The 19577-nt window shown below is 50.1% G+C and carries 19 protein-coding genes; 15 read left to right on the forward strand and 4 right to left on the reverse strand.

Annotated elements, in window-relative coordinates; genetic code table 11:
* The first annotated feature begins 123 nt into the window (after nt 1-123).
* From rmuC to hemB, 9 genes are all read left to right on the forward strand, one after another.
* Complete coding sequence (gene rmuC, locus LVQ77_RS20895) at nt 124-1551, forward strand: DNA recombination protein RmuC (RefSeq protein WP_232905398.1); 1428 nt, start codon at nt 124-126, stop codon at nt 1549-1551.
* A 97-nt stretch (nt 1552-1648) separates the two neighbouring features.
* Entirely contained in the window at nt 1649-2404 is a 756-nt protein-coding gene (gene ubiE, locus LVQ77_RS20900; RefSeq protein ID WP_034492146.1) for a bifunctional demethylmenaquinone methyltransferase/2-methoxy-6-polyprenyl-1,4-benzoquinol methylase UbiE, read from the forward strand.
* Nucleotides 2405-2417: 13 nt separating this feature from the next.
* Nucleotides 2418-3023 (forward strand): ubiquinone biosynthesis protein UbiJ, encoded by a 606-nt coding sequence (ubiJ, locus tag LVQ77_RS20905; protein WP_064515232.1) that lies wholly within the window; start codon nt 2418-2420, stop codon nt 3021-3023.
* Nucleotides 3020-4660: a ubiquinone biosynthesis regulatory protein kinase UbiB gene (gene ubiB, locus LVQ77_RS20910; protein ID WP_232905399.1), complete on the forward strand. Its 1641-nt coding sequence runs from the start codon at nt 3020-3022 to the stop codon at nt 4658-4660. Before ubiJ ends, ubiB begins: the two co-directional genes overlap by 4 nt.
* 85 nt (nt 4661-4745) lie before the next feature.
* A complete protein-coding gene (gene tatA / locus LVQ77_RS20915; protein WP_034492140.1) occupies nt 4746-5006 on the forward strand; it encodes a Sec-independent protein translocase subunit TatA in 261 nt (86 codons plus the stop codon).
* Between the two features lie 3 nt (nt 5007-5009).
* Nucleotides 5010-5561: a Sec-independent protein translocase protein TatB gene (tatB, locus tag LVQ77_RS20920; RefSeq protein WP_232905400.1), complete on the forward strand. Its 552-nt coding sequence runs from the start codon at nt 5010-5012 to the stop codon at nt 5559-5561.
* A 2-nt stretch (nt 5562-5563) separates the two neighbouring features.
* Complete coding sequence (gene tatC, locus LVQ77_RS20925) at nt 5564-6349, forward strand: Sec-independent protein translocase subunit TatC (RefSeq protein ID WP_232905401.1); 786 nt, start codon at nt 5564-5566, stop codon at nt 6347-6349.
* Between the two features lie 48 nt (nt 6350-6397).
* On the forward strand, nt 6398-7177 hold the full coding sequence (tatD, locus tag LVQ77_RS20930; RefSeq protein WP_232905402.1) for a 3'-5' ssDNA/RNA exonuclease TatD: 780 nt from the start codon (nt 6398-6400) through the stop codon (nt 7175-7177).
* A gap of 15 nt (nt 7178-7192) precedes the next feature.
* On the forward strand, nt 7193-8215 hold the full coding sequence (hemB, locus tag LVQ77_RS20935; RefSeq protein WP_232866822.1) for a porphobilinogen synthase: 1023 nt from the start codon (nt 7193-7195) through the stop codon (nt 8213-8215).
* Between the two features lie 36 nt (nt 8216-8251).
* On the opposite strand, the gene rfaH is transcribed toward hemB, so the two are convergent.
* Nucleotides 8252-8740, reverse strand: coding sequence for a transcription/translation regulatory transformer protein RfaH (rfaH, locus tag LVQ77_RS20940; RefSeq protein WP_232866824.1), 489 nt, complete (start codon nt 8738-8740; stop codon nt 8252-8254).
* Between the two features lie 184 nt (nt 8741-8924).
* Here rfaH and ubiD point away from each other — a divergent pair, with 184 nt between their 5' ends.
* Both ubiD and fre read left to right on the forward strand, forming a co-directional pair.
* The gene (ubiD, locus tag LVQ77_RS20945) at nt 8925-10409 is read left to right on the forward strand and encodes a 4-hydroxy-3-polyprenylbenzoate decarboxylase (protein ID WP_151995922.1); all 1485 of its coding nucleotides are present in this window, start codon (nt 8925-8927) and stop codon (nt 10407-10409) included.
* A gap of 47 nt (nt 10410-10456) precedes the next feature.
* Nucleotides 10457-11158, forward strand: a complete 702-nt coding sequence (fre, locus tag LVQ77_RS20950) for an NAD(P)H-flavin reductase (protein ID WP_151995921.1) — start codon at nt 10457-10459, stop codon at nt 11156-11158.
* A 46-nt stretch (nt 11159-11204) separates the two neighbouring features.
* Here fre and LVQ77_RS20955 read toward each other — a convergent pair whose 3' ends face one another.
* The 3 genes from LVQ77_RS20955 to fadB all read right to left on the reverse strand — a co-directional run bounded on the left by LVQ77_RS20955 (nt 11205) and on the right by fadB (nt 15200).
* The gene (locus LVQ77_RS20955) at nt 11205-11543 is read right to left on the reverse strand and encodes a hypothetical protein (protein WP_232905403.1); all 339 of its coding nucleotides are present in this window, start codon (nt 11541-11543) and stop codon (nt 11205-11207) included.
* Nucleotides 11544-11837: 294 nt separating this feature from the next.
* A complete protein-coding gene (gene fadA / locus LVQ77_RS20960) occupies nt 11838-13001 on the reverse strand; it encodes an acetyl-CoA C-acyltransferase FadA (RefSeq protein WP_232866831.1) in 1164 nt (387 codons plus the stop codon).
* 9 nt (nt 13002-13010) lie between these two features.
* Nucleotides 13011-15200: a fatty acid oxidation complex subunit alpha FadB gene (fadB, locus tag LVQ77_RS20965; protein ID WP_232905404.1), complete on the reverse strand. Its 2190-nt coding sequence runs from the start codon at nt 15198-15200 to the stop codon at nt 13011-13013.
* 194 nt (nt 15201-15394) lie between these two features.
* Here fadB and pepQ point away from each other — a divergent pair, with 194 nt between their 5' ends.
* From pepQ to hemG, 4 genes are read left to right on the forward strand one after another with little or no spacing between them, the layout of a single operon-like run.
* The gene (pepQ, locus tag LVQ77_RS20970; protein ID WP_232905405.1) at nt 15395-16726 is read left to right on the forward strand and encodes a Xaa-Pro dipeptidase; all 1332 of its coding nucleotides are present in this window, start codon (nt 15395-15397) and stop codon (nt 16724-16726) included.
* A complete protein-coding gene (locus tag LVQ77_RS20975) occupies nt 16726-17337 on the forward strand; it encodes an IMPACT family protein (RefSeq protein ID WP_232905406.1) in 612 nt (203 codons plus the stop codon). Before pepQ ends, LVQ77_RS20975 begins: the two co-directional genes overlap by 1 nt.
* 44 nt (nt 17338-17381) lie before the next feature.
* On the forward strand, nt 17382-18833 hold the full coding sequence (gene trkH / locus LVQ77_RS20980; protein WP_034461629.1) for a Trk system potassium transporter TrkH: 1452 nt from the start codon (nt 17382-17384) through the stop codon (nt 18831-18833).
* Between the two features lie 12 nt (nt 18834-18845).
* Nucleotides 18846-19379 carry a menaquinone-dependent protoporphyrinogen IX dehydrogenase gene (hemG, locus tag LVQ77_RS20985; RefSeq protein WP_232905407.1) on the forward strand — a complete coding sequence of 178 codons (534 nt, stop codon included), beginning with the start codon at nt 18846-18848 and terminating at the stop codon, nt 19377-19379.
* Nucleotides 19380-19577: the final 198 nt, after the last annotated feature.

The following is a 19577-nucleotide window of genomic DNA, read 5'->3' on the forward strand; positions in this document are numbered from 1 at the left end:
GGTGCAAGCCGGCTTAATTTTTACGCTTTGCGTAACGTCTCGCAGTAAACTCCTTTTCATCTGGACATTTATACAGCACAATTTTATTTTGCTGATGCCTGGTATGACTTTGTGGGAGTGACTGTGGATATTTCTATTTTATTCGGGCTGGGTATTGCGCTGGTTGGAGTTCTGACTGGCTGGTTGCTGGCAAGTTTGCGGGCGGCTGGGCGGCAATCCGAACTGCACGAAGAACAAAGAGAAATCTACGGCGAACTGACTGCTGCACGGCAGGAGTTACAGCAAAACCAGCACTGGAAAGAAGAATGCGAGCAACTCAACCGTGAGCTGCGCACTCAGCTTGAAATTAACAGTGCGCAGGAAGCCGATATCCGCGAACTTTCCACACTTCTGGAACAAACCCGTCTAAATGCTGATGACAAACATCGGCAGATGCTCAACAGCGAGCAGCGCCTCAGCGAACAATTTGAAAACCTCGCCAACCGGATTTTTGAACACAGTGGCCGTAAAGTTGAAGAGCAAAACCGCCAAAGTTTGAATGGCTTGCTCTCGCCACTGCGCGAACAACTGGATGGTTTCCGCCGCCAGGTTCAGGAAAGTTTTGGCCAGGAAGCTCGCGAACGCCACACGCTAACCCACGAAATTCGTAACCTTCAGCAGCTTAATGCTCAGATGGCACAAGAGGCACTGAACCTCACCAAAGCCCTGAAAGGGGACAATAAAACCCAGGGAAACTGGGGTGAGGTTGTACTAACACGTGTGCTGGAAGCCTCTGGCTTACGCGAAGGGTATGAATACGAAACCCAGGTAAACATTCAGCTAGAAAATAACAGCCGCATGCAGCCGGATGTCATCGTGCGTTTGCCGCAGGGCAAAGATGTGGTTATCGACGCCAAAATGACGCTGGTGGCCTATGAGCGTTACTACAACGGCGACGACGACGTAACTCGTGAAATCGCCCTCAACGAGCATATTGCAGCGGTGCGTAACCACATTCGCATGCTGGGCCGTAAGGACTATCAGCAGTTGCCTGGTCTACGTTCGCTGGATTATGTACTGATGTTTATCCCGGTAGAGCCCGCTTTTTTACTGGCGATTGATCGCCAGCCGGAACTTATCAGTGAAGCACTCAAGAATAACATCATGCTGGTTAGCCCGACCACGCTGCTTGTGGCGTTAAGAACGGTTGCCAATTTGTGGCGTTATGAGCATCAAAGCCGGAATGCGCAACAAATTGCCGAACGCGCAGGCCGCCTGTATGACAAAATGCGCCTCTTTGTTGATGATATGTCGGCGATTGGTCAAAGCCTGGATAAAGCGCAGGATAACTATCGACAGGCGATGAAAAAACTCTCTACCGGGCGCGGAAATATTCTGCTCCAGGCTGATGCGTTTCGTGGTCTGGGTGTTGAGGTTAAACGTGAGATTAATCCAGATTTAGTCGAGCAGGCCAGACTTGAAGACGGCGATAACACCGAGCGCCATGAGCATGAAAACGACGAAGAAAAGAACACGGACAACAGTTTAGAGAACCGACGAATCGTCGGTTAGCGTTGAGCTTCGGTTAAACCCTGCAGCTTGAAGCATAGGGCTTTAGGCCCCATTCTGTTACACTTCACAAACATTTTTTGGACAAGCAGGCATTGAGATGGTTGAAGAATCCCAGGAAACAACACACTTTGGCTTTCGCACTGTAGCGAAGGAACAGAAGGCCGATATGGTCGCTAATGTGTTCCACTCTGTGGCCGCAAAATACGACGTAATGAATGACTTAATGTCATTTGGCATCCATCGTATATGGAAGCGTTTCACCATTGATTGCAGTGGTGTTCGTCGTGGTCAGCGCGTACTGGACTTAGCAGGTGGAACCGGCGATTTAACCGCTAAGTTCTCTCGACTGGTTGGCGAAACAGGCGAAGTGGTTCTGGCTGATATCAATGACTCAATGCTGAAAATGGGGCGCGAAAAACTGCGCAACATCGGTGTGGTTGGCAACGTGAACTATGTTCAGGCTAACGCTGAAGCCCTGCCATTCCCGGATAACTTTTTTGATTGCATCACCATCTCTTTCGGTCTGCGTAATGTGACAGACAAAGAGAAAGCGCTGCGTTCAATGTATCGCGTATTAAAACCAGGTGGCCGCCTGTTGGTTCTGGAATTCTCTAAACCGATTATTGAACCACTGAGCAAAGCTTACGATGCGTACTCCTTCCACATTTTGCCACGAATCGGTGAAATTGTTGCGCAGGATGCAGAAAGCTACCGTTATCTGGCTGAGTCTATTCGCATGCATCCTGATCAAGAAACATTGAAAGCGATGATGGAAGATGCGGGCTTTGAAAATACTACCTATTTCAATCTGACCGCTGGCGTAGTTGCTCTGCACCGTGGCTATAAATTCTGACAGGGAACTCGTGATGCCTTTTACACCGCTAATGACTGCCGGAATTGAAAATATCCTCAATACTTTTCTCTGGCGCGATCGGGGACTGAAAGCGGCACGTCAGCGCTTAGTGGGTAAGGTATTACGCGTTGAGCTTAAAGAGTTCTCTTCGCCAATTGTTCTGGTCTTTAGCGAACAGCAAATTGATGTACTGGGCCAGTGGGAAGATGAAGCTGATTGCATGGTGCTGACCGGGCTTGGCACCTTGCCTAAACTACGTGACAGGCAGCAACTTACTGCACTGATTCGCAGCGGTGAATTAGAGGTACAAGGCGATCTTCAGGTTGTCCAGAATTGGGTTTCTCTGATGGATCTTGCCGAGTTCGATCCTGCTGAATTATTAGCACCTTACATTGGTGATATTGCCGCCGAAGGTATCAGTAAAGTTATCCGTGGTGGCGGTAAGTTATTCAAAAAAGGATTTACCCGTAACCAGCAATACCTGTCAGAAGCCATTACGGAAGAGTGGAAGATGGCACCTGGATCGCTTGAGGTTGCATGGTTTGCTGAGGAAACGGCAGCAGTCGAACGAAATGTTGACGCACTTATCGCGCGACTGAACAAACTGGAGAACAAATGACGCCTGGAGAAATTCGTCGCCTGTATTTCATTGTCCGCACTTTTCTTAGTTATGGTCTGGATGAACTGATTCCTCGTGTCCGAATTACGCTGCCATTACGTATCTGGCGGCGCATGCTTTTCTGGATGCCAAACCGCCATAAAGAAAAACCTCTCGGTGAGCGTTTGCGTCTGGCTTTACAAGAGCTTGGCCCGGTATGGATCAAGTTTGGCCAGATGCTTTCTACACGTCGTGACTTGTTCCCACCGCAAATTGCCGATCAACTGGCGATGTTGCAGGACCGCGTTGCACCGTTTGACGGCGCACTGGCAAAAAAACAAATCGAACAAGCGATGGGAGGGCTTCCCGTAGAGGCCTGGTTTGACGATTTTGAAATCAAACCGCTCGCGTCAGCTTCCATTGCCCAGGTCCATACCGCTCGCCTGAAAGAGAATGGGCGAGAAGTGGTTATCAAAGTTATTCGTCCGGATATTTTGCCGATCATCAAAGCGGATATGAAACTAATCTATCGTCTCGCACGATGGGTACCGCGTTTGCTGCCTGATGGCCGCCGTTTGCGCCCGCTTGAAGTTGTGCGCGAATATGAGAAGACCTTAATTGATGAACTAAATTTGCTGCGCGAATCGGCAAACGCCATTCAGTTGCGCCGCAATTTTGAAGGTAGCTCGATGCTGTATGTACCGGAAGTGTTCTCTGACTATTGCAGTCAGGACATGATGGTGATGGAGCGAATTTACGGTATTCCCGTTTCTGATATTGCGATGCTTCATAAGCAGGGCACCAACATGAAACTGTTGGCAGAGCGTGGCGTGCAGGTGTTCTTCACCCAGGTTTTCCGTGACAGCTTCTTCCACGCGGATATGCATCCAGGCAATATTTTCGTCAGCTATGAACACCCTGAAGACCCGCAATACATTGGTATCGACTGCGGTATTGTGGGTTCGCTCAATAAAGAAGATAAGCGCTATCTGGCTGAGAACTTTATCGCCTTCTTTAACCGTGATTACCGCAAAGTTGCTGAACTGCATGTGGATTCAGGCTGGGTTCCGCCAGACACGAATGTTGAAGACTTCGAGTTTGCCATTCGTACAGTTTGCGAGCCTATCTTTGAAAAGCCATTAGCGGAAATTTCCTTTGGCCATGTGCTGCTGAACCTGTTCAATACGGCACGCCGCTTTAATATGGAAGTGCAGCCGCAGCTGGTTTTATTGCAAAAGACGCTACTTTACGTTGAAGGGCTTGGAAGGCAGCTTTATCCGCAACTGGATTTGTGGAAAACAGCCAAGCCTTTCCTGGAAGATTGGATCAAAGATCAGGTGGGTATTCCTGCGCTTATCCGTTCGTTTAAAGAAAAAGCACCGTTCTGGATAGAAAAAATGCCAGAACTGCCAGAACTGATGTACGACAGTTTGCGCCAGGGTAAACAATTACAGCACAGCGTTGATAAAATAACGCGAGATTTACAACGCAATCAGGTACGTCAGTCGCAATCGCGCTATCTGTTTGGCATTGGCGCTACGCTAATGCTAAGCGGGACTTTATTATTGATTAACAAACCAGAATGGGAATTTATGCCCGCCTGGTTGATGGCCGGGGGGATTGTGACCTGGCTGATTGGCTGGCGGCGCTCAACCTGAGTTGTTTTTAATCGTTTTTAACAGACAACGTGCGGTACAATATGCACCGTTATTCTTTTTATCATTATGACTCTGAGGCAACACTATGGGTGGTATCAGTATTTGGCAATTGTTGATCATTGCCGTGATCGTCGTTCTGCTGTTTGGTACCAAGAAACTGGGTTCTATCGGTTCTGATTTGGGCGCATCCATCAAAGGCTTTAAAAAAGCGATGGGTGACGATGAAGACAAAGAGAAAGATAAATCCGTTCAGGATGCTGATTTCACGGCGAAAACACTCGCTGATAAGCAGCCTGGCGAAGTGAAGAAAGACGAAGCAAAGAGCAACGATAAAGAGCAGGTGTAAACCGTGTTCGATATTGGTTTCAGTGAGTTGCTACTGGTGTTCGTGATTGGCCTGATTGTTCTCGGGCCACAACGTTTGCCTGTGGCAGTTAAAACGGTTGTCGGGTGGGTTCGTGCTTTGCGTTCGCTCGCGGCAACTGTGCAAAATGAACTGGTTCAGGAACTGAAAATCCAGGAGCTGCAAGACAGCCTGAAGAAGGTTGAAAAGGCGAGCATGGATAATCTCACTCCAGAGCTAAAGGCATCAATGGATGAGCTGCGTCAGGCTGCAGAGTCAATGAAACGCTCGTACACTCAGGAACCTGAAAAGGGGAGTGACGAGGCTCATACCATCCATAACCCATTGATAAAAGATGCCGAGGATAGCCACGACGGCGTGACTCCTGCCACCGCAGCACACCAGGCCAGTGCGCCCGATCAGGCTCCTGCCGTTGAGTCTGAAACAGTTCCTGCACCTGCGGCAGTTTCGGACGAGTTGATCCAGCCTCAGATTAAACCCGTGGCAGAACCAGCCAAAATACCAGCGTCTTCTCAACCTTCGAGTGATAAACAGTAAACATGGCCGTAGAAGATACCCAACCGCTTATCAGCCATCTGATTGAGCTACGCAAGCGACTATTAAATAGCATTATCGCTGTGCTGGTGATTTTCCTGGCACTGGTTTATTTTGCGAACGACATTTACCAAATTGTCTCCGCCCCGCTTATCAGCCAGATGCCGGTAGGCTCAACGATGATTGCTACCGATGTCGCATCACCGTTTTTTGCGCCTATTAAACTGACGATTTATGTCTCGGTGTTCTTGTCAGCACCGGTCATTCTTTATCAAATTTGGGCATTTATTGCGCCTGCGCTTTATAAACACGAGCGCAAACTGGTTATGCCACTGCTGTTCTCCAGCACAATGCTGTTTTATATCGGCATCGCTTTTGCCTATTTCGTGGTGTTCCCTTTAGCGTTTGGGTTCCTTACGAAAACCGCACCAATAGGGGTCGTGATGTCTACTGACATAACGAAATACCTCGATTTTGTCATGGCATTGTTTATGGCATTTGGTGTGGCTTTTGAAGTACCGGTAGCGATTATTCTGCTGTGCTGGATGGGTGTAACCAGCCCGGAAGCGTTAAAGAAAAAGCGCCCGTATATTCTGGTTGGTGCATTCGTGGTTGGTATGCTGTTGACTCCGCCGGATGTATTTTCGCAAACACTACTGGCAATTCCGATGTACTGCCTGTTTGAAGTCGGTGTGTTCTTTTCTCGTTTCTATGTCGGTAAAGGGCGTAGAAGAGGTGAAGAAGACCCGGAAGATGCTCCAGAAGCAGAAGACCAACACTCTAATAAATAGTCATAATTTCAGGCCGCCCATCAGGGCGGTCGTCGTTTGGAAGGCGCTATGTTTGATATCGGTGTAAATCTTACCAGCTCACAGTTTGCGAAAGATCATGCAGAAGTTGTTGCTCGCGCGCATTCAGCGGGAGTCAGCGGCATGTTGCTGACCGGCACGAATCTGCATGAAAGCGAGCAAGCTTTGTTACTGGCACAACAGTATCAAGGGTGCTGGTCTACCGCCGGTGTTCACCCTCATGATGCCAGCCAGTGGCAAGACGAAACGGCAGAGGCTATTCGCAAACTTGCTGGTGCTTCTGAAGTGGTCGCGATCGGCGAGTGTGGCCTGGATTTCAATCGTAATTTCTCAACACCAGCTGAACAAGAGCGTGCTTTTACCGCACAACTGGCCCTTGCGGCTGACCTGATGATGCCGGTATTTTTACACTGCCGTGAGGCACACGAACGTTTTATTGCTCTGCTCGACCCATGGCTCGATAAATTACCAGGTGTGGTGCTGCATTGCTTTACCGGTACAGAAAATGAAGCGCGTGAGTGTCTGGCGCGTGGGCTTTTCATCGGCGTGACCGGTTGGGTGTGCGATGAGCGCCGTGGCCAAGAATTACGTGAATTGCTACCGGTGATCCCAGCACATCAACTGCTGCTGGAAACCGATGCCCCCTATTTGTTACCGCGGGATCTAAAACCAAAACCTGCTTCCCGCCGGAACGAACCCTGTTACTTGCCGCATATCCTGAACAAGGTGGCTCAATGGCGTGGAGAAGATCCCGCCTGGCTTGCGCAAGTAACAGATGACAATGCCCGCCGTCTTTTCCGGTTGGCTTAAATCAGGAGAAAGTAAATGAGCTATGCATTTCCCGGTACGTTTCCTGGCCGCCGTATGCGCCGCGTCCGTCGTCACGATTTCAGCCGCCGCCTGGTGAGCGAAAATCAATTAACGGTTAATGACCTTATCTACCCTGTGTTTGTGATGGAAGGTCAGAACCGTCAGGAAGAAGTGGCGTCAATGCCGGGCGTTTACCGCATGACTATCGATTTGCTGCTCAAAGAAGCGGAAGCCGTTGCGAAGCTGGGTGTGCCGGTGCTGTCCCTGTTCCCGGTCATCGAGAGCGCAGGGAAGTCGCTGCATGCTGAAGAAGCTTATAACCCGAACGGGCTGGTTCAGCGTGCGGTTCGCGCACTGAAAGATGCCGTGCCAGAACTGGGTCTGCTGACCGACGTTGCGCTTGATCCATACACTACTCACGGTCAGGACGGCGTGATTGATGCAGACGGTTACGTTATCAACGATATTACGCGTGAAATTCTGGTGCGCCAGGCGCTGTCTCATGCAGAAGCAGGGGCTGAAATCATCGCGCCAAGTGACATGATGGATGGTCGTATCGGGGCGATTCGCGACCAGCTTGAGCTGGATGGTTTCGTGAATACCCAGATTATGTCTTATGCCGCGAAATACGCATCGTGCTATTACGGCCCGTTCCGTGACGCAATTGGCTCATCCGGCAACCTGAAAGGTGGCAATAAAAAGACCTATCAGATGGACCCGGCCAATAGCGATGAAGCTTTGCAGGAAGTCGCTCAGGATCTGCAAGAAGGCGCAGATATGGTGATGGTAAAACCAGGTATGCCGTATCTGGATGTGGTTCGCCGCGTGAAAGACACCTTTGGCGTGCCAACTTTTGCCTACCAGGTTTCCGGTGAATATGCGATGCATATGGCGGCGATTCAGAACGGCTGGTTGGCAGAAAAGCCGGCTATCATGGAGTCGTTACTGTGCTTTAAACGCGCAGGTGCTGATGGTGTGCTGACGTACTTCTCGAAGCGTGTCGCGCAATGGTTGCATGACGAGCAAATGCAGCGCTAGAGTCAAAATATAGGGCCAGCAATCGCTGGCCCTTTTTTACGTCTTTTTGAAATCCGTATTCTTCACACTTTGCATCACTTGTTTATTCAACAAGTTGAGCAGCAGCATAGAGCGGGCTTCTCCGTCTGGTTCGCTAAAAATCGCCTCCAGACCTTCGAATGCCCCTTCGGTTATCACCACGCGATCGCCTTCGTACGGCGTATCCGGGTCCAGAACGTTCTCCGGGGTGTGGCTGATGAGCTGCTCAATCACATCACTCGGTACAGTAGCCGGCAGGCTGCCGAAACGCACGAAATGGCTGACGCCACGCGTAGAGTTTATGGTTGTGGTATGAATATTTTCAGGGTCAAACCGGACAAACATATAGTTTGGGAACAATGGTTCATCGACCGCAGTGCGTTTGCCTCGAACGATCTTTTCAATTTTGATCATCGGGGTAAGGCAATTCACGTCCTGACGCTCGAGATGCTCTTGCGCCCGTAGTAATTGACCTCGTTTGCAGTACAACAAATACCAGGATTCCATAGTGTCTCTTTTCCTCATTAACCGAGGAAGAATAGCAAAAGGCCGTTATCAGGGATAGACGGCTCAGGTATAACCAATCACTGATTGGTTATCAGATAAGCATTTACGCGTTATTAACAAAAATACAGCATGCTGTGCATGAAGCCCGTATAATGACCGCCAAATCCTGACTACGATTAATTGCATGAAATACCACGACCTACGCGACTTTCTGGAACTACTCGAACAACGCGGTGAGCTAAAGCGTATCGCAATGCCAGTCGATCCGTACCTGGAAATGACTGAAATTGCCGATCGTACTTTGCGCGCCAATGGCCCTGCGCTGCTATTTGAGAACCCTAAAGGGTATGACATGCCAGTGCTGTGCAACCTGTTTGGCACGCCAAAACGTGTCGCGATGGGGATGGGGCAGGAAGATGTGTCGGCGCTGCGCGAAGTGGGTAAATTACTTGCCTTTCTGAAAGAGCCGGAGCCACCGAAAGGTTTCCGCGACTTGTTCGATAAGCTGCCACAGTTTAAACAAGTTCTGAATATGCCGACTAAGCGCCTGCGTAACGCCCCTTGTCAGGAACAAATCTTTGAGGGTGATGAAGTCGATTTGACGCGCATCCCTATCATGCAATGCTGGCCGGAAGATGCAGCACCTCTGATTACCTGGGGTTTGACGGTAACGCGTGGCCCGCATAAAGAGCGCCAGAATCTGGGCATTTATCGTCAGCAGCTTATTGGTAAAAACAAACTGATTATGCGTTGGTTGTCGCATCGCGGCGGCGCACTTGATTTCCAGGAGTGGTGTGCGGAACATCCGGGTGAGCGTTTCCCTGTTTCTGTAGCCTTAGGCGCAGATCCTGCCACTATTCTTGGCGCGGTAACGCCGGTGCCTGATACGCTTTCCGAATATGCGTTTGCTGGTTTGCTGCGCGGCACAAAAACGGAAGTCGTGAAGTGTATTTCCAACGATCTCGAAGTGCCTGCCAGTGCGGAAATTGTGCTTGAAGGTTATATCGAGCCAGGTGAAATGGCACCGGAAGGGCCATATGGTGACCACACGGGTTACTACAATGAAGTAGATGACTTCCCGGTATTTACCGTGACGCATATTACCCAGCGGCAGAATGCGATTTATCACTCAACTTACACCGGACGTCCACCGGATGAACCTGCGGTTCTGGGTGTGGCACTTAACGAAGTGTTTGTGCCGATTTTGCAGAAACAATTCCCGGAAATTGTCGATTTTTATCTGCCGCCGGAAGGCTGCTCTTATCGCCTTGCGGTTGTCACCATCAAGAAGCAATACGCTGGCCATGCGAAGCGCGTGATGATGGGAGTCTGGTCTTTCCTGCGACAGTTTATGTACACCAAGTTTGTCATCGTTTGTGATGATGATGTCAACGCGCGTGACTGGAACGATGTAATTTGGGCCATCACCACGCGTATGGATCCGGCGCGTGATACCGTACTGGTAGAAAACACGCCAATTGATTACCTGGATTTTGCCTCGCCGGTTTCCGGTCTTGGTTCAAAAATGGGACTGGATGCCACCAATAAATGGCCTGGGGAAACCCAACGTGAATGGGGTCGTCCTATTAAGAAAGATGCAGAAGTATGCGCGCGTATTGATGCAATCTGGGATGAGCTGGCTATTTTCGACGACAGTAAAAACGCCTGAGTGGCGGATTTTACGGTTTTGCATTATTGACCCGACAGAGGGGAAGCATGACAACCTTAAGCTGTAAAGTGACCTCGGTAGAAGCGATAACCGACACGGTATATCGCGTTCGATTACTGCCGGAAGCGAAGTTCTCCTTTCAGGCCGGGCAGTATTTGATGGTGGTGATGGATGAGCGCGACAAACGTCCGTTCTCCATGGCATCCACGCCGAGCGACCACGAGTTTATCGAGCTGCACATTGGCGCGTCAGAGATTAATCTGTACGCCATGGCCGTGATGGACCGTATTTTGAAAGAAAAAGAGATCGTTGTTGATATTCCACACGGCGATGCCTGGCTGCGCGACGATGAAGATCGTCCGTTGATTCTGATTGCTGGCGGTACCGGCTTCTCTTATGTGCGTTCAATTTTGCTGACGGCGCTGGCGCGTAATCCACAACGTGAAATCGCGATTTACTGGGGCGGCCGTGAAGATAAACATCTTTATGACCTGTCTGAGCTGGAAGCGCTGTCCGTGGTTCATCCAAATCTGCGTGTTGAAGCGGTTGTTGAACAACCTGAAGCAGGTTGGCGTGGGCGTACTGGCACTGTGCTGACTGCGGTGATGCAGGATTACGGAACGCTTGCCGGGCACGATATCTATATTGCCGGGCGTTTTGAGATGGCGAAAATTGCCCGCGACTTGTTCTGCAATGAACGTAGTGCGCAGGTTGATCGCATGTTTGGTGATGCGTTCTCGTTTATCTGATGCATAAAGGCCACCGTTTTAAGCGGTGGCCAAGTGTTAACAACGTTTATTCAAACGGTGTGTAATGGAAATAGAGCGGTTTTTTGTCTGATTCATACAGACACAGAATGGAGCCGCGTATTTCTTGCGAACTGCTTATAGATGCCACAACCTCGCTAGATACAGGCTGCTTGCCTACCTTTTCTTCGTATCTGTTAATCTGAATCCCTTCGTTTTTTATTTTTGCCTGATTTAGCACAACCATCATATCTGGGTTGTTTTTCATGACCCGCTTTCCATAAGCCAGGCAATCTTTAGCCGTTTTGATATCACCCGATTCCGCTGCATTGGCCCCGATTGAGGCCAGACATAGGCTGGTCATCAGTAAAGCCGGAACAATCTTCATCTTATTCCCTTAATTAGAATGGCGTCATAGCCAGGCGAAATATAGAACGTTGAGATGTTCAGAGCAATATATGTACAGCGAGGGAGGTTCGAGGAGAAGAAAAAACCCGCCCCTGACAGGCGGGAACAACAGCAACTAAACCTTCCCCGTCATAATTCGTGCTGCCTCTTTGTTGGTTGTCTTCGTTCACCCCGGTCACATAGTTATCTATGCTCCCGGGGATTCACTCAGTTGCCGCCGCGATGCAACTCGAATTATTTATGGGATGACCTCTTAATTTAGGGTATTAATTCCTTAAACTCGTTCAATAACAGTGGCAATACCCTGACCCAATCCGATGCACATGGTGGCGAGGCCAAACTGCGCATCACGACGTTCCATCAGATTCAATAACGTGGTGCTAATGCGCGTACCGGAACAACCGAGCGGGTGACCCAACGCAATCGCACCGCCGTTCAGGTTAATCTTCTCGTCGATCTTATCCATCAGACCCAGATCTTTAATACATGGCAGGATCTGTGCAGCGAATGCTTCGTTCATCTCAAACAGGTCAATATCGGCGGCAGTCAGGCCCGCTTTTTTCAATGCCAGTTGTGATGCCGGAACAGGTCCGTAACCCATAATGGAAGGATCACAGCCAACGACCGCCATAGAGCGAACATAAGCGCGAATCTTCAGGCCAAGCTCTTTGGCGCGTGATTCGCTCATCAGCAACATGGCTGAAGCACCATCGGAAAGAGCAGAAGAGCTGCCCGCCGTGACGGTTCCGTTGACCGGGTCAAATGCGGGTTTCAGAGCGGCCAGACCTTCAACGGTAGTTTCCGGGCGAATCACTTCGTCATAATCAAAACGTTTGAGCACGCCGTCTGCGTCATGACCGCTGATCGGCAGAATTTCATTTTTGAAATGACCAGCTTCTGTCGCAGCCCATGCTCGTTGGTGTGAACGAGCAGCAAACTGGTCCTGCATCTCACGGCTGATACCGTGCATGCGCGACAGCATTTCGGCGGTTAAACCCATCATGCCTGCCGCTTTAGCCACGTTACGACTCAGACCCGGATGGAAATCAACACCGTGGCTCATCGGCACGTGGCCCATGTGTTCCACGCCACCAATCAGACAAGCATGTGCATCCCCGGTTTGAATCATACGAGCAGCATCGTGCAGCGCTTGCATCGAAGAACCACACAGGCGGTTTACGGTTACAGCCGGGACCGAATGTGGGATTTCTGCCAGCAATGACGCATTACGCGCGATATTAAAACCTTGCTCCAGCGTCTGCTGCACGCAGCCCCAATAAATGTCATCAAGTGCTGCGGCTTCAAGTGCCGGGTTACGTGAGAGAATCCCACGCATCAAATGGGCGGAAAGATCTTCTGCACGCAGGTTACGGAACGCACCGCCTTTTGAACGGCCCATCGGGGTGCGGATGGCATCAACAATTACAACCTTTTCCATGATCACTCCTCAGGCACTTTTCAGGTCACTGGCTGGGCGCGCGGCTTCAACCGGTGGATAGTACGGCTCGTTACGGGACGCTTTTATACGTAAACCATCTGGCACTTGGTATAGCGGGCCGAGATGCTCATACTGCTGAGCCATATCGAGATATTTGGCGCTGCCAATGGTGTCCAACCAGCGGAAGGCACCGCCGTGGAAAGGAGGGAATCCGAGCCCATAAACCAGTGCCATATCGGCTTCGGCCGGGCTTGCGATAATGCCTTCTTCCAGGCAACGTACCACTTCGTTGACCATTGGGATCATCATGCGAGCGATGATCTCTTCGTCGCTGAAGTCGTGGCGTGGTTTGCTGACATCAGCCAGCAGGCTGACGGTTGCTTCATCCTGCTCTTTACGTGGTTTGTCTTTGCTGTCTTGTTTGTAGCGATAGAAACCCTGCTGGGTTTTCTGGCCATAACGGCCTGCATCAAACATCGCATCAACGGCATCGCGATAATCTTTCTGCATGCGCTGTGGGAAACCGGCCGCCATGACCGCCTGCGCGTGGTGCGCGGTATCAATACCGACCACATCCAACAGATACGCCGGACCCATTGGCCAGCCGAACTGTTTTTCCATCACTTTGTCGATTTGACGGAAATCGGCACCGTCGCGCATCAACTGGCTAAAGCCTGCAAAGTATGGGAACAGAACGCGGTTGACGAAGAAGCCCGGGCAGTCGTTCACCACGATTGGCGTTTTGCCCATTTTGCTGGCCCACGCCACGACTTTCGCGATGGTTTGCTCAGACGTTTTCTCGCCGCGAATCACTTCCACTAATGGCATGCGATGCACCGGGTTGAAGAAGTGCATACCGCAGAAGTTTTCCGGGCGCTTCAGGCTGTTTGCCAGTTCGCCAATCGGAATAGTCGAGGTGTTCGACGCCAGCACGGTGTCCGGACGCACTTTGTCTTCCACTTCCGCCAGAACCGCTTTTTTCACTTTCGGGTTTTCAACAACCGCTTCAACGACCACATCGACACGCTCAAAACCTGCGTAATCGAGCGTCGGATGAATGGTTGCAATCACGCCCGCCAGTTTCATGCCGTCGATTTTTCCACGTTCCAGCTGTTTGTTTAGCAGTTTGCTGGCTTCGTTAATGCCCAGCTCCAGTGACTTTTCGTTAATATCCTTCATTAATACCGGTACGCCTTTCCAGGCAGACTGGTAAGCAATGCCGCCGCCCATAATTCCGGCGCCAAGAACGGCGGCCTGTTTCGGGGTTTCGGTATTTTTGGTCAGCTTTTTCGCCTGACCTTTTATGTATTGGTCGTTAAGGAAAATCCCGACCAGCGCACGGGCCTCATTAGAACGCGCCAACGGCACGAAACTTTGAGTCTCCAGTTTTAATGCTTCATCACGGCTCAGACGGGCTGCGGCTTCAATTGTTTTTACGGCGGTCATTGGTGCCGGGTAATGCTTACCGGCAATCTGCATCACCATGCTCTTGGCAATGGTGAAGCTCATAGTGGCTTCGATCTTGCTCAGTTTCAGCGGTTGCAGCTTCGGTGCGCGTTTGGCTTTCCAGTCCAGATCGCCACTAATTGCCTGGCGCAGTATTGCCAGTGCGCCATCGCGCAGTTTTTCAGTTTTAACGACACCATCAACTAAACCGAGTTTTTGCGCTTCAACCGCGCCGACATCTTTCCCGGCGGTGATAATTTCCAGCGCGCTGTCAGCACCCAGTAAACGTGGCAGACGTACAGAACCACCGAAGCCTGGCATGATGCCCAGTTTGGTTTCTGGCAGGCCGATGCGGGTATCAGGTGTGGCCAGACGGTAATCTGTTGCCAGCACACATTCACAGCCGCCGCCAAGGGCATAACCATTAACTGCCGAAATGGTCGGGACCGGTAAATCTTCCAGGCGATTGAAAACGCTGTTGGCGAATTGCAGCCAGTGAGTCAGTTGTTCCGCAGGAACCAGGAACAGCGACAGGAATTCGGTAATATCTGCACCGACAATAAACGCTGCTTTATTGGAACTGAGCAGCAGGCCTTTTAACTGCGGCTGCTTTTCCAGCACATCCAGCGCGTGCCCGAGGCTCGCAACGGTCGCGGTGTCGAGTTTATTCACTGAGCCGGGCGCATCGAATACCAATTCTGCGATGCCATCTTCCAGCCAGTCGAGATGTAAGGTTTCACCTTGGTAGAGCATGTCAGTCTCCTGAATCCAGCAATGGGATCTGGTCGTACCAGATGGAGAGGAGTGTGGAATTGATGTTAATGAAATGCAAATAACTCTTTAAATATTTGCAAAGATGATCACAGCCACTGGAAATAAGTTCGCAAACTTTACGGTGTGCTAAGATGCGTGGCGTTCAGTTTATGAAACAAACAGAAGGGTAAATCATGGATTCACTGGCCTCACTTTATAAAGATCATGTGGCAACTTTGCAGGAACGTACCCGCAATGTTCTGGCGCGTTTTAATCTCGACGCGCTGTTGATTCACTCGGGCGAGCTGGTTAACGTCTTCCTGGATGATCATCCGTATCCGTTCAAAGTTAACCCACAATTCAAAGCCTGGGTTCCGGTGACACAAGTGCCAAACTGCTGGCTGCTGGTGGATGGCGTTAACAAACCGAAACTGTGGTTCTACTTGCCGGTTGATTACTGGCACAACGTTGAGCCGCTGCCAGAATCCTTCTGGACTGACGAAATTGAAGTGATTGCTTTGCCAAAAGCAGATGGCATTGGCAGCCAATTGCCTGCTGCACGTGGCAATATCGGTTACATCGGCCCAGTACCAGAGCGTGCTGTGCAGCTTGAAATTCAGGGTGCTAACGTCAACCCTAAAGGGGTGATTGATTACCTGCATTACTATCGCTCTTATAAAACAGATTATGAATTGGCGTGCATGCGTGAAGCGCAGAAAACCGCAGTGGTTGGCCATCAGGCAGCTCATGAAGCCTTCCTGTCTGGAATGAGTGAGTTCGATATCAACCAGGCTTATTTGACTGCCACAGGACACCGCGATACCGATGTGCCATATGGCAATATCGTGGCACTCAACGAACACGCAGCAGTTTTGCATTACACCAAATTAGATAATCGAGCTCCTGCGGAAATGCGTAGCTTCCTTTTAGATGCTGGCGCGGAATACAACGGTTATGCGGCTGATTTAACGCGTACCTGGTCGGCAAATAGCGACAATGATTATGCTCAATTGGTGAAAGACGTTAACACCGAGCAACTTGCGTTAATTGACACCCTGAAAGCGGGTGTGCGTTACACCGATTACCATATTCAGTTCCATCAACGTATCGCGAAGCTGCTGAACCGCCATAAGCTAGTAACGGGCATTAGCGAAGAAGCGATGGTAGAAACCGGTATTACTGGGCCATTTATGCCACACGGTTTAGGCCACCCATTGGGCCTGCAGGTTCATGATGTCGCTGGTTTCATGCAGGATGACACCGGTACGCACCTTGCTGCCCCTTCTCAATATCCGTATCTGCGCTGCACGCGTATTCTGGAACCGCGTATGGTTCTGACTATCGAGCCGGGCATTTACTTCATTGAATCTTTACTCGCGCCGTGGCGAGAAGGCCAGTACAGCAAACACTTTGACTGGCAGCGTATTGAAGCAATGAAACCTTTCGGTGGCGTTCGCATTGAAGACAACGTGATTGTTTACGAAAACAGTGTTGAAAACATGACGCGTGATTTGAAACTGGCGTAATGGATAGCTGGCTGATTCCTGCTGAGTCCGTCACGTTCAGTGAGGAAATCAAGAAAAGTCGCTTTATTACGCTGGTCGCGCATACGACTGGCGTAATAGCGGCGAAAGCGTTTCTTGAAAAAACACGTTCTGAACACCCGGATGCCCGGCATCATTGCTGGGCCTGGGTGGCTGGTGCCCCGAATGACTCGCAGCAGTTAGGCTTTTCTGATGATGGCGAACCCGCAGGCACTGCTGGAAAACCAATGCTTGCCCAGCTTATGGGAAGTGGTATTGGTGAAATTACAGCTGTAGTCGTTCGCTACTCTGGCGGAATCAAACTCGGAACAGGCGGTTTGGTGAAAGCTTATGGTGGCGGTGTGCAGGCGGCATTAAACCAATTGCCTACTGTGCTCAAAGTTCCGTTAACCGAATATACTTTGCAATGTGACTACGCACAGCTTGCCGGAATCGAAACTCTGCTCAAGCAGTACGACGGCATTGTGATGCAAAGTGATTTTCAAGCATCTGTATTATTACGTGTGGCATTGCCACAAGCAAAATTTGCTGATTTTTCAGTCAGACTTGCTGATTTTAGCCGCGGTGCATTGCATTTATTGCCGGCTGAATAATAATTCCCTCTCGTTATTTTTTGATAGTTAAGGAAGCGGCTGAAATGCATTTTCGCGCCATAACCCGAATCGTTGGTCTGTTAGTTATTCTTTTTTCCGTGACCATGATTATTCCAGGGTTGGTAGCTTTAATTTATCGCGATGGTGCTGGTCGAGCTTTCACCCAGACTTTCTTCGCAGCGTTACTCATTGGTTCTTTTTTGTGGTGGCCTAACAGGCGACAGAAAAGCGAGCTCAAACCTCGAGAAGGGTTCCTGATCGTCGTATTGTTCTGGACGGTGCTGGGGAGTGTGGGGGCGTTGCCCTTTATTTTTGCGGAACAGCCTAATCTCACTATTACCGATGCGTTCTTTGAATCATTCTCGGGCTTAACCACCACCGGGGCGACGACACTTGTTGGGCTGGATACGCTCCCACACGCGATTTTGTTTTATCGGCAAATGCTGCAATGGTTTGGCGGTATGGGGATTATCGTGTTGGCAGTGGCAATCCTGCCAATCTTGGGCGTCGGTGGGATGCAGTTATATCGCGCGGAAATGCCGGGGCCGCTTAAAGATAACAAAATGCGCCCGCGTATTGCTGACACCGCAAAAACACTGTGGCTCATTTATGTCTTGCTAACGGTTGCTTGTGCACTGGCGCTTTGGTTTGCGGGTATGCCTGCGTTTGACGCGATAGGCCACAGTTTTGCGACGATCGCCATTGGTGGATTTTCTACTCACGATGCCAGTATCGGCTATTTCGATAGCCCAACGATTAACACTATTATTGCCATCTTCTTACTGATCTCCGGTTGTAACTATGGCCTGCACTTCTCTTTATTAAGCGGGCGTAATTTAAAAGTCTATTGGCGCGACCCTGAGTTCCGCATGTTCATTGGCGTGCAACTGACGCTGGTGGCTATCTGTACCCTCGTATTGTGGTTCCATAATACTTACCAGACGGCACTGTTAACGCTGAATCAGGCATTCTTCCAGGTTGTCTCAATGGCGACAACTGCGGGATTTACTACAGACAGCATTGCACGCTGGCCTCTGTTCTTACCTGTGTTGTTACTGTGCTCTGCTTTTATAGGCGGCTGTGCTGGTTCAACGGGTGGTGGCCTCAAGGTCATTCGTATCCTGCTGTTATTCAAGCAGGGTAACCGCGAGCTTAAACGCCTGGTGCACCCAAATGCGGTGTATAGCATTAAGCTTGGGAACCGTGCGTTACCAGAACGTATCCTTGAAGCGGTATGGGGATTCTTCTCTGCTTATGCACTGGTCTTTATCGTCAGCATGCTCGCCATCATCGCGACTGGCGTGGATGACTTCTCGGCCTTTGCTTCCGTCGCAGCAACATTAAATAACCTTGGCCCAGGGTTGGGGGTTGTGGCGGACAATTTTGCCAGCATGAACCCAGTGGCGAAATGGATACTGATTGCCAACATGCTGTTTGGCCGTCTTGAAGTGTTTACCTTACTCGTACTGTTCACGCCAACTTTCTGGCGAGAGTAACCGGAGCCTGCAGTGAGAACTTTGATTCTGTTTTCGACCCGTGATGGTCAAACTCGCGAGATTGCTTCTTATATAGCATCTGAGCTGAAAGAGCTGGGCGTAGAGAGCGATGTGGTTAATCTGCATCGCACCAAAGATATTGCCTGGGATAACTATGAGCGCGTCGTTATTGGCGCGTCTATTCGGTACGGACACTTTCATTCATCAGTTGCGGCGTTTGTGAAGAAGCATCAGCAAGTGCTGAACAACATCCCAAGCGCTTTCTTTTCCGTAAACCTGGTTGCACGCAAACCAGAGAAGCGTTCACCACAAACCAACTCTTATATGCGTAAGTTCTTGCTGACCTCGCCGTGGCAACCAAAACACTGTGCAGTGTTTGCTGGTGCGCTGCGTTACCCGCGTTATAGCTGGTACGATCGCATGATGATTCGTTTGATTATGAAGATGACAGGCGGTGAAACGGATATTAGCAAAGAAGTTGTTTATACAGATTGGCCTCAGGTGGCGCGTTTCGCCCGCGAGATAGCTCGCTTAAACATCAAATAGTGTCCAAAACACCCGTTTTGATGAAAAAAGATGCGCTCAGTCATTTATTTGCAATAAACACTTGTCAGCCCCCAGAAAATCCCTATACTGCGCCTCCACTGACACGGCACAACGGCTTACAAACCGGCTTGTCAGCCAGATGAAAAGCGAAAATAAACGCTTGACTCTGAAAGAGGAAAGCGTAATATACGCCACCTC

This window comes from Buttiauxella cochleicola (genome assembly GCF_021282435.1).
Lineage (GTDB): Bacteria > Pseudomonadota > Gammaproteobacteria > Enterobacterales > Enterobacteriaceae > Buttiauxella > Buttiauxella massiliensis.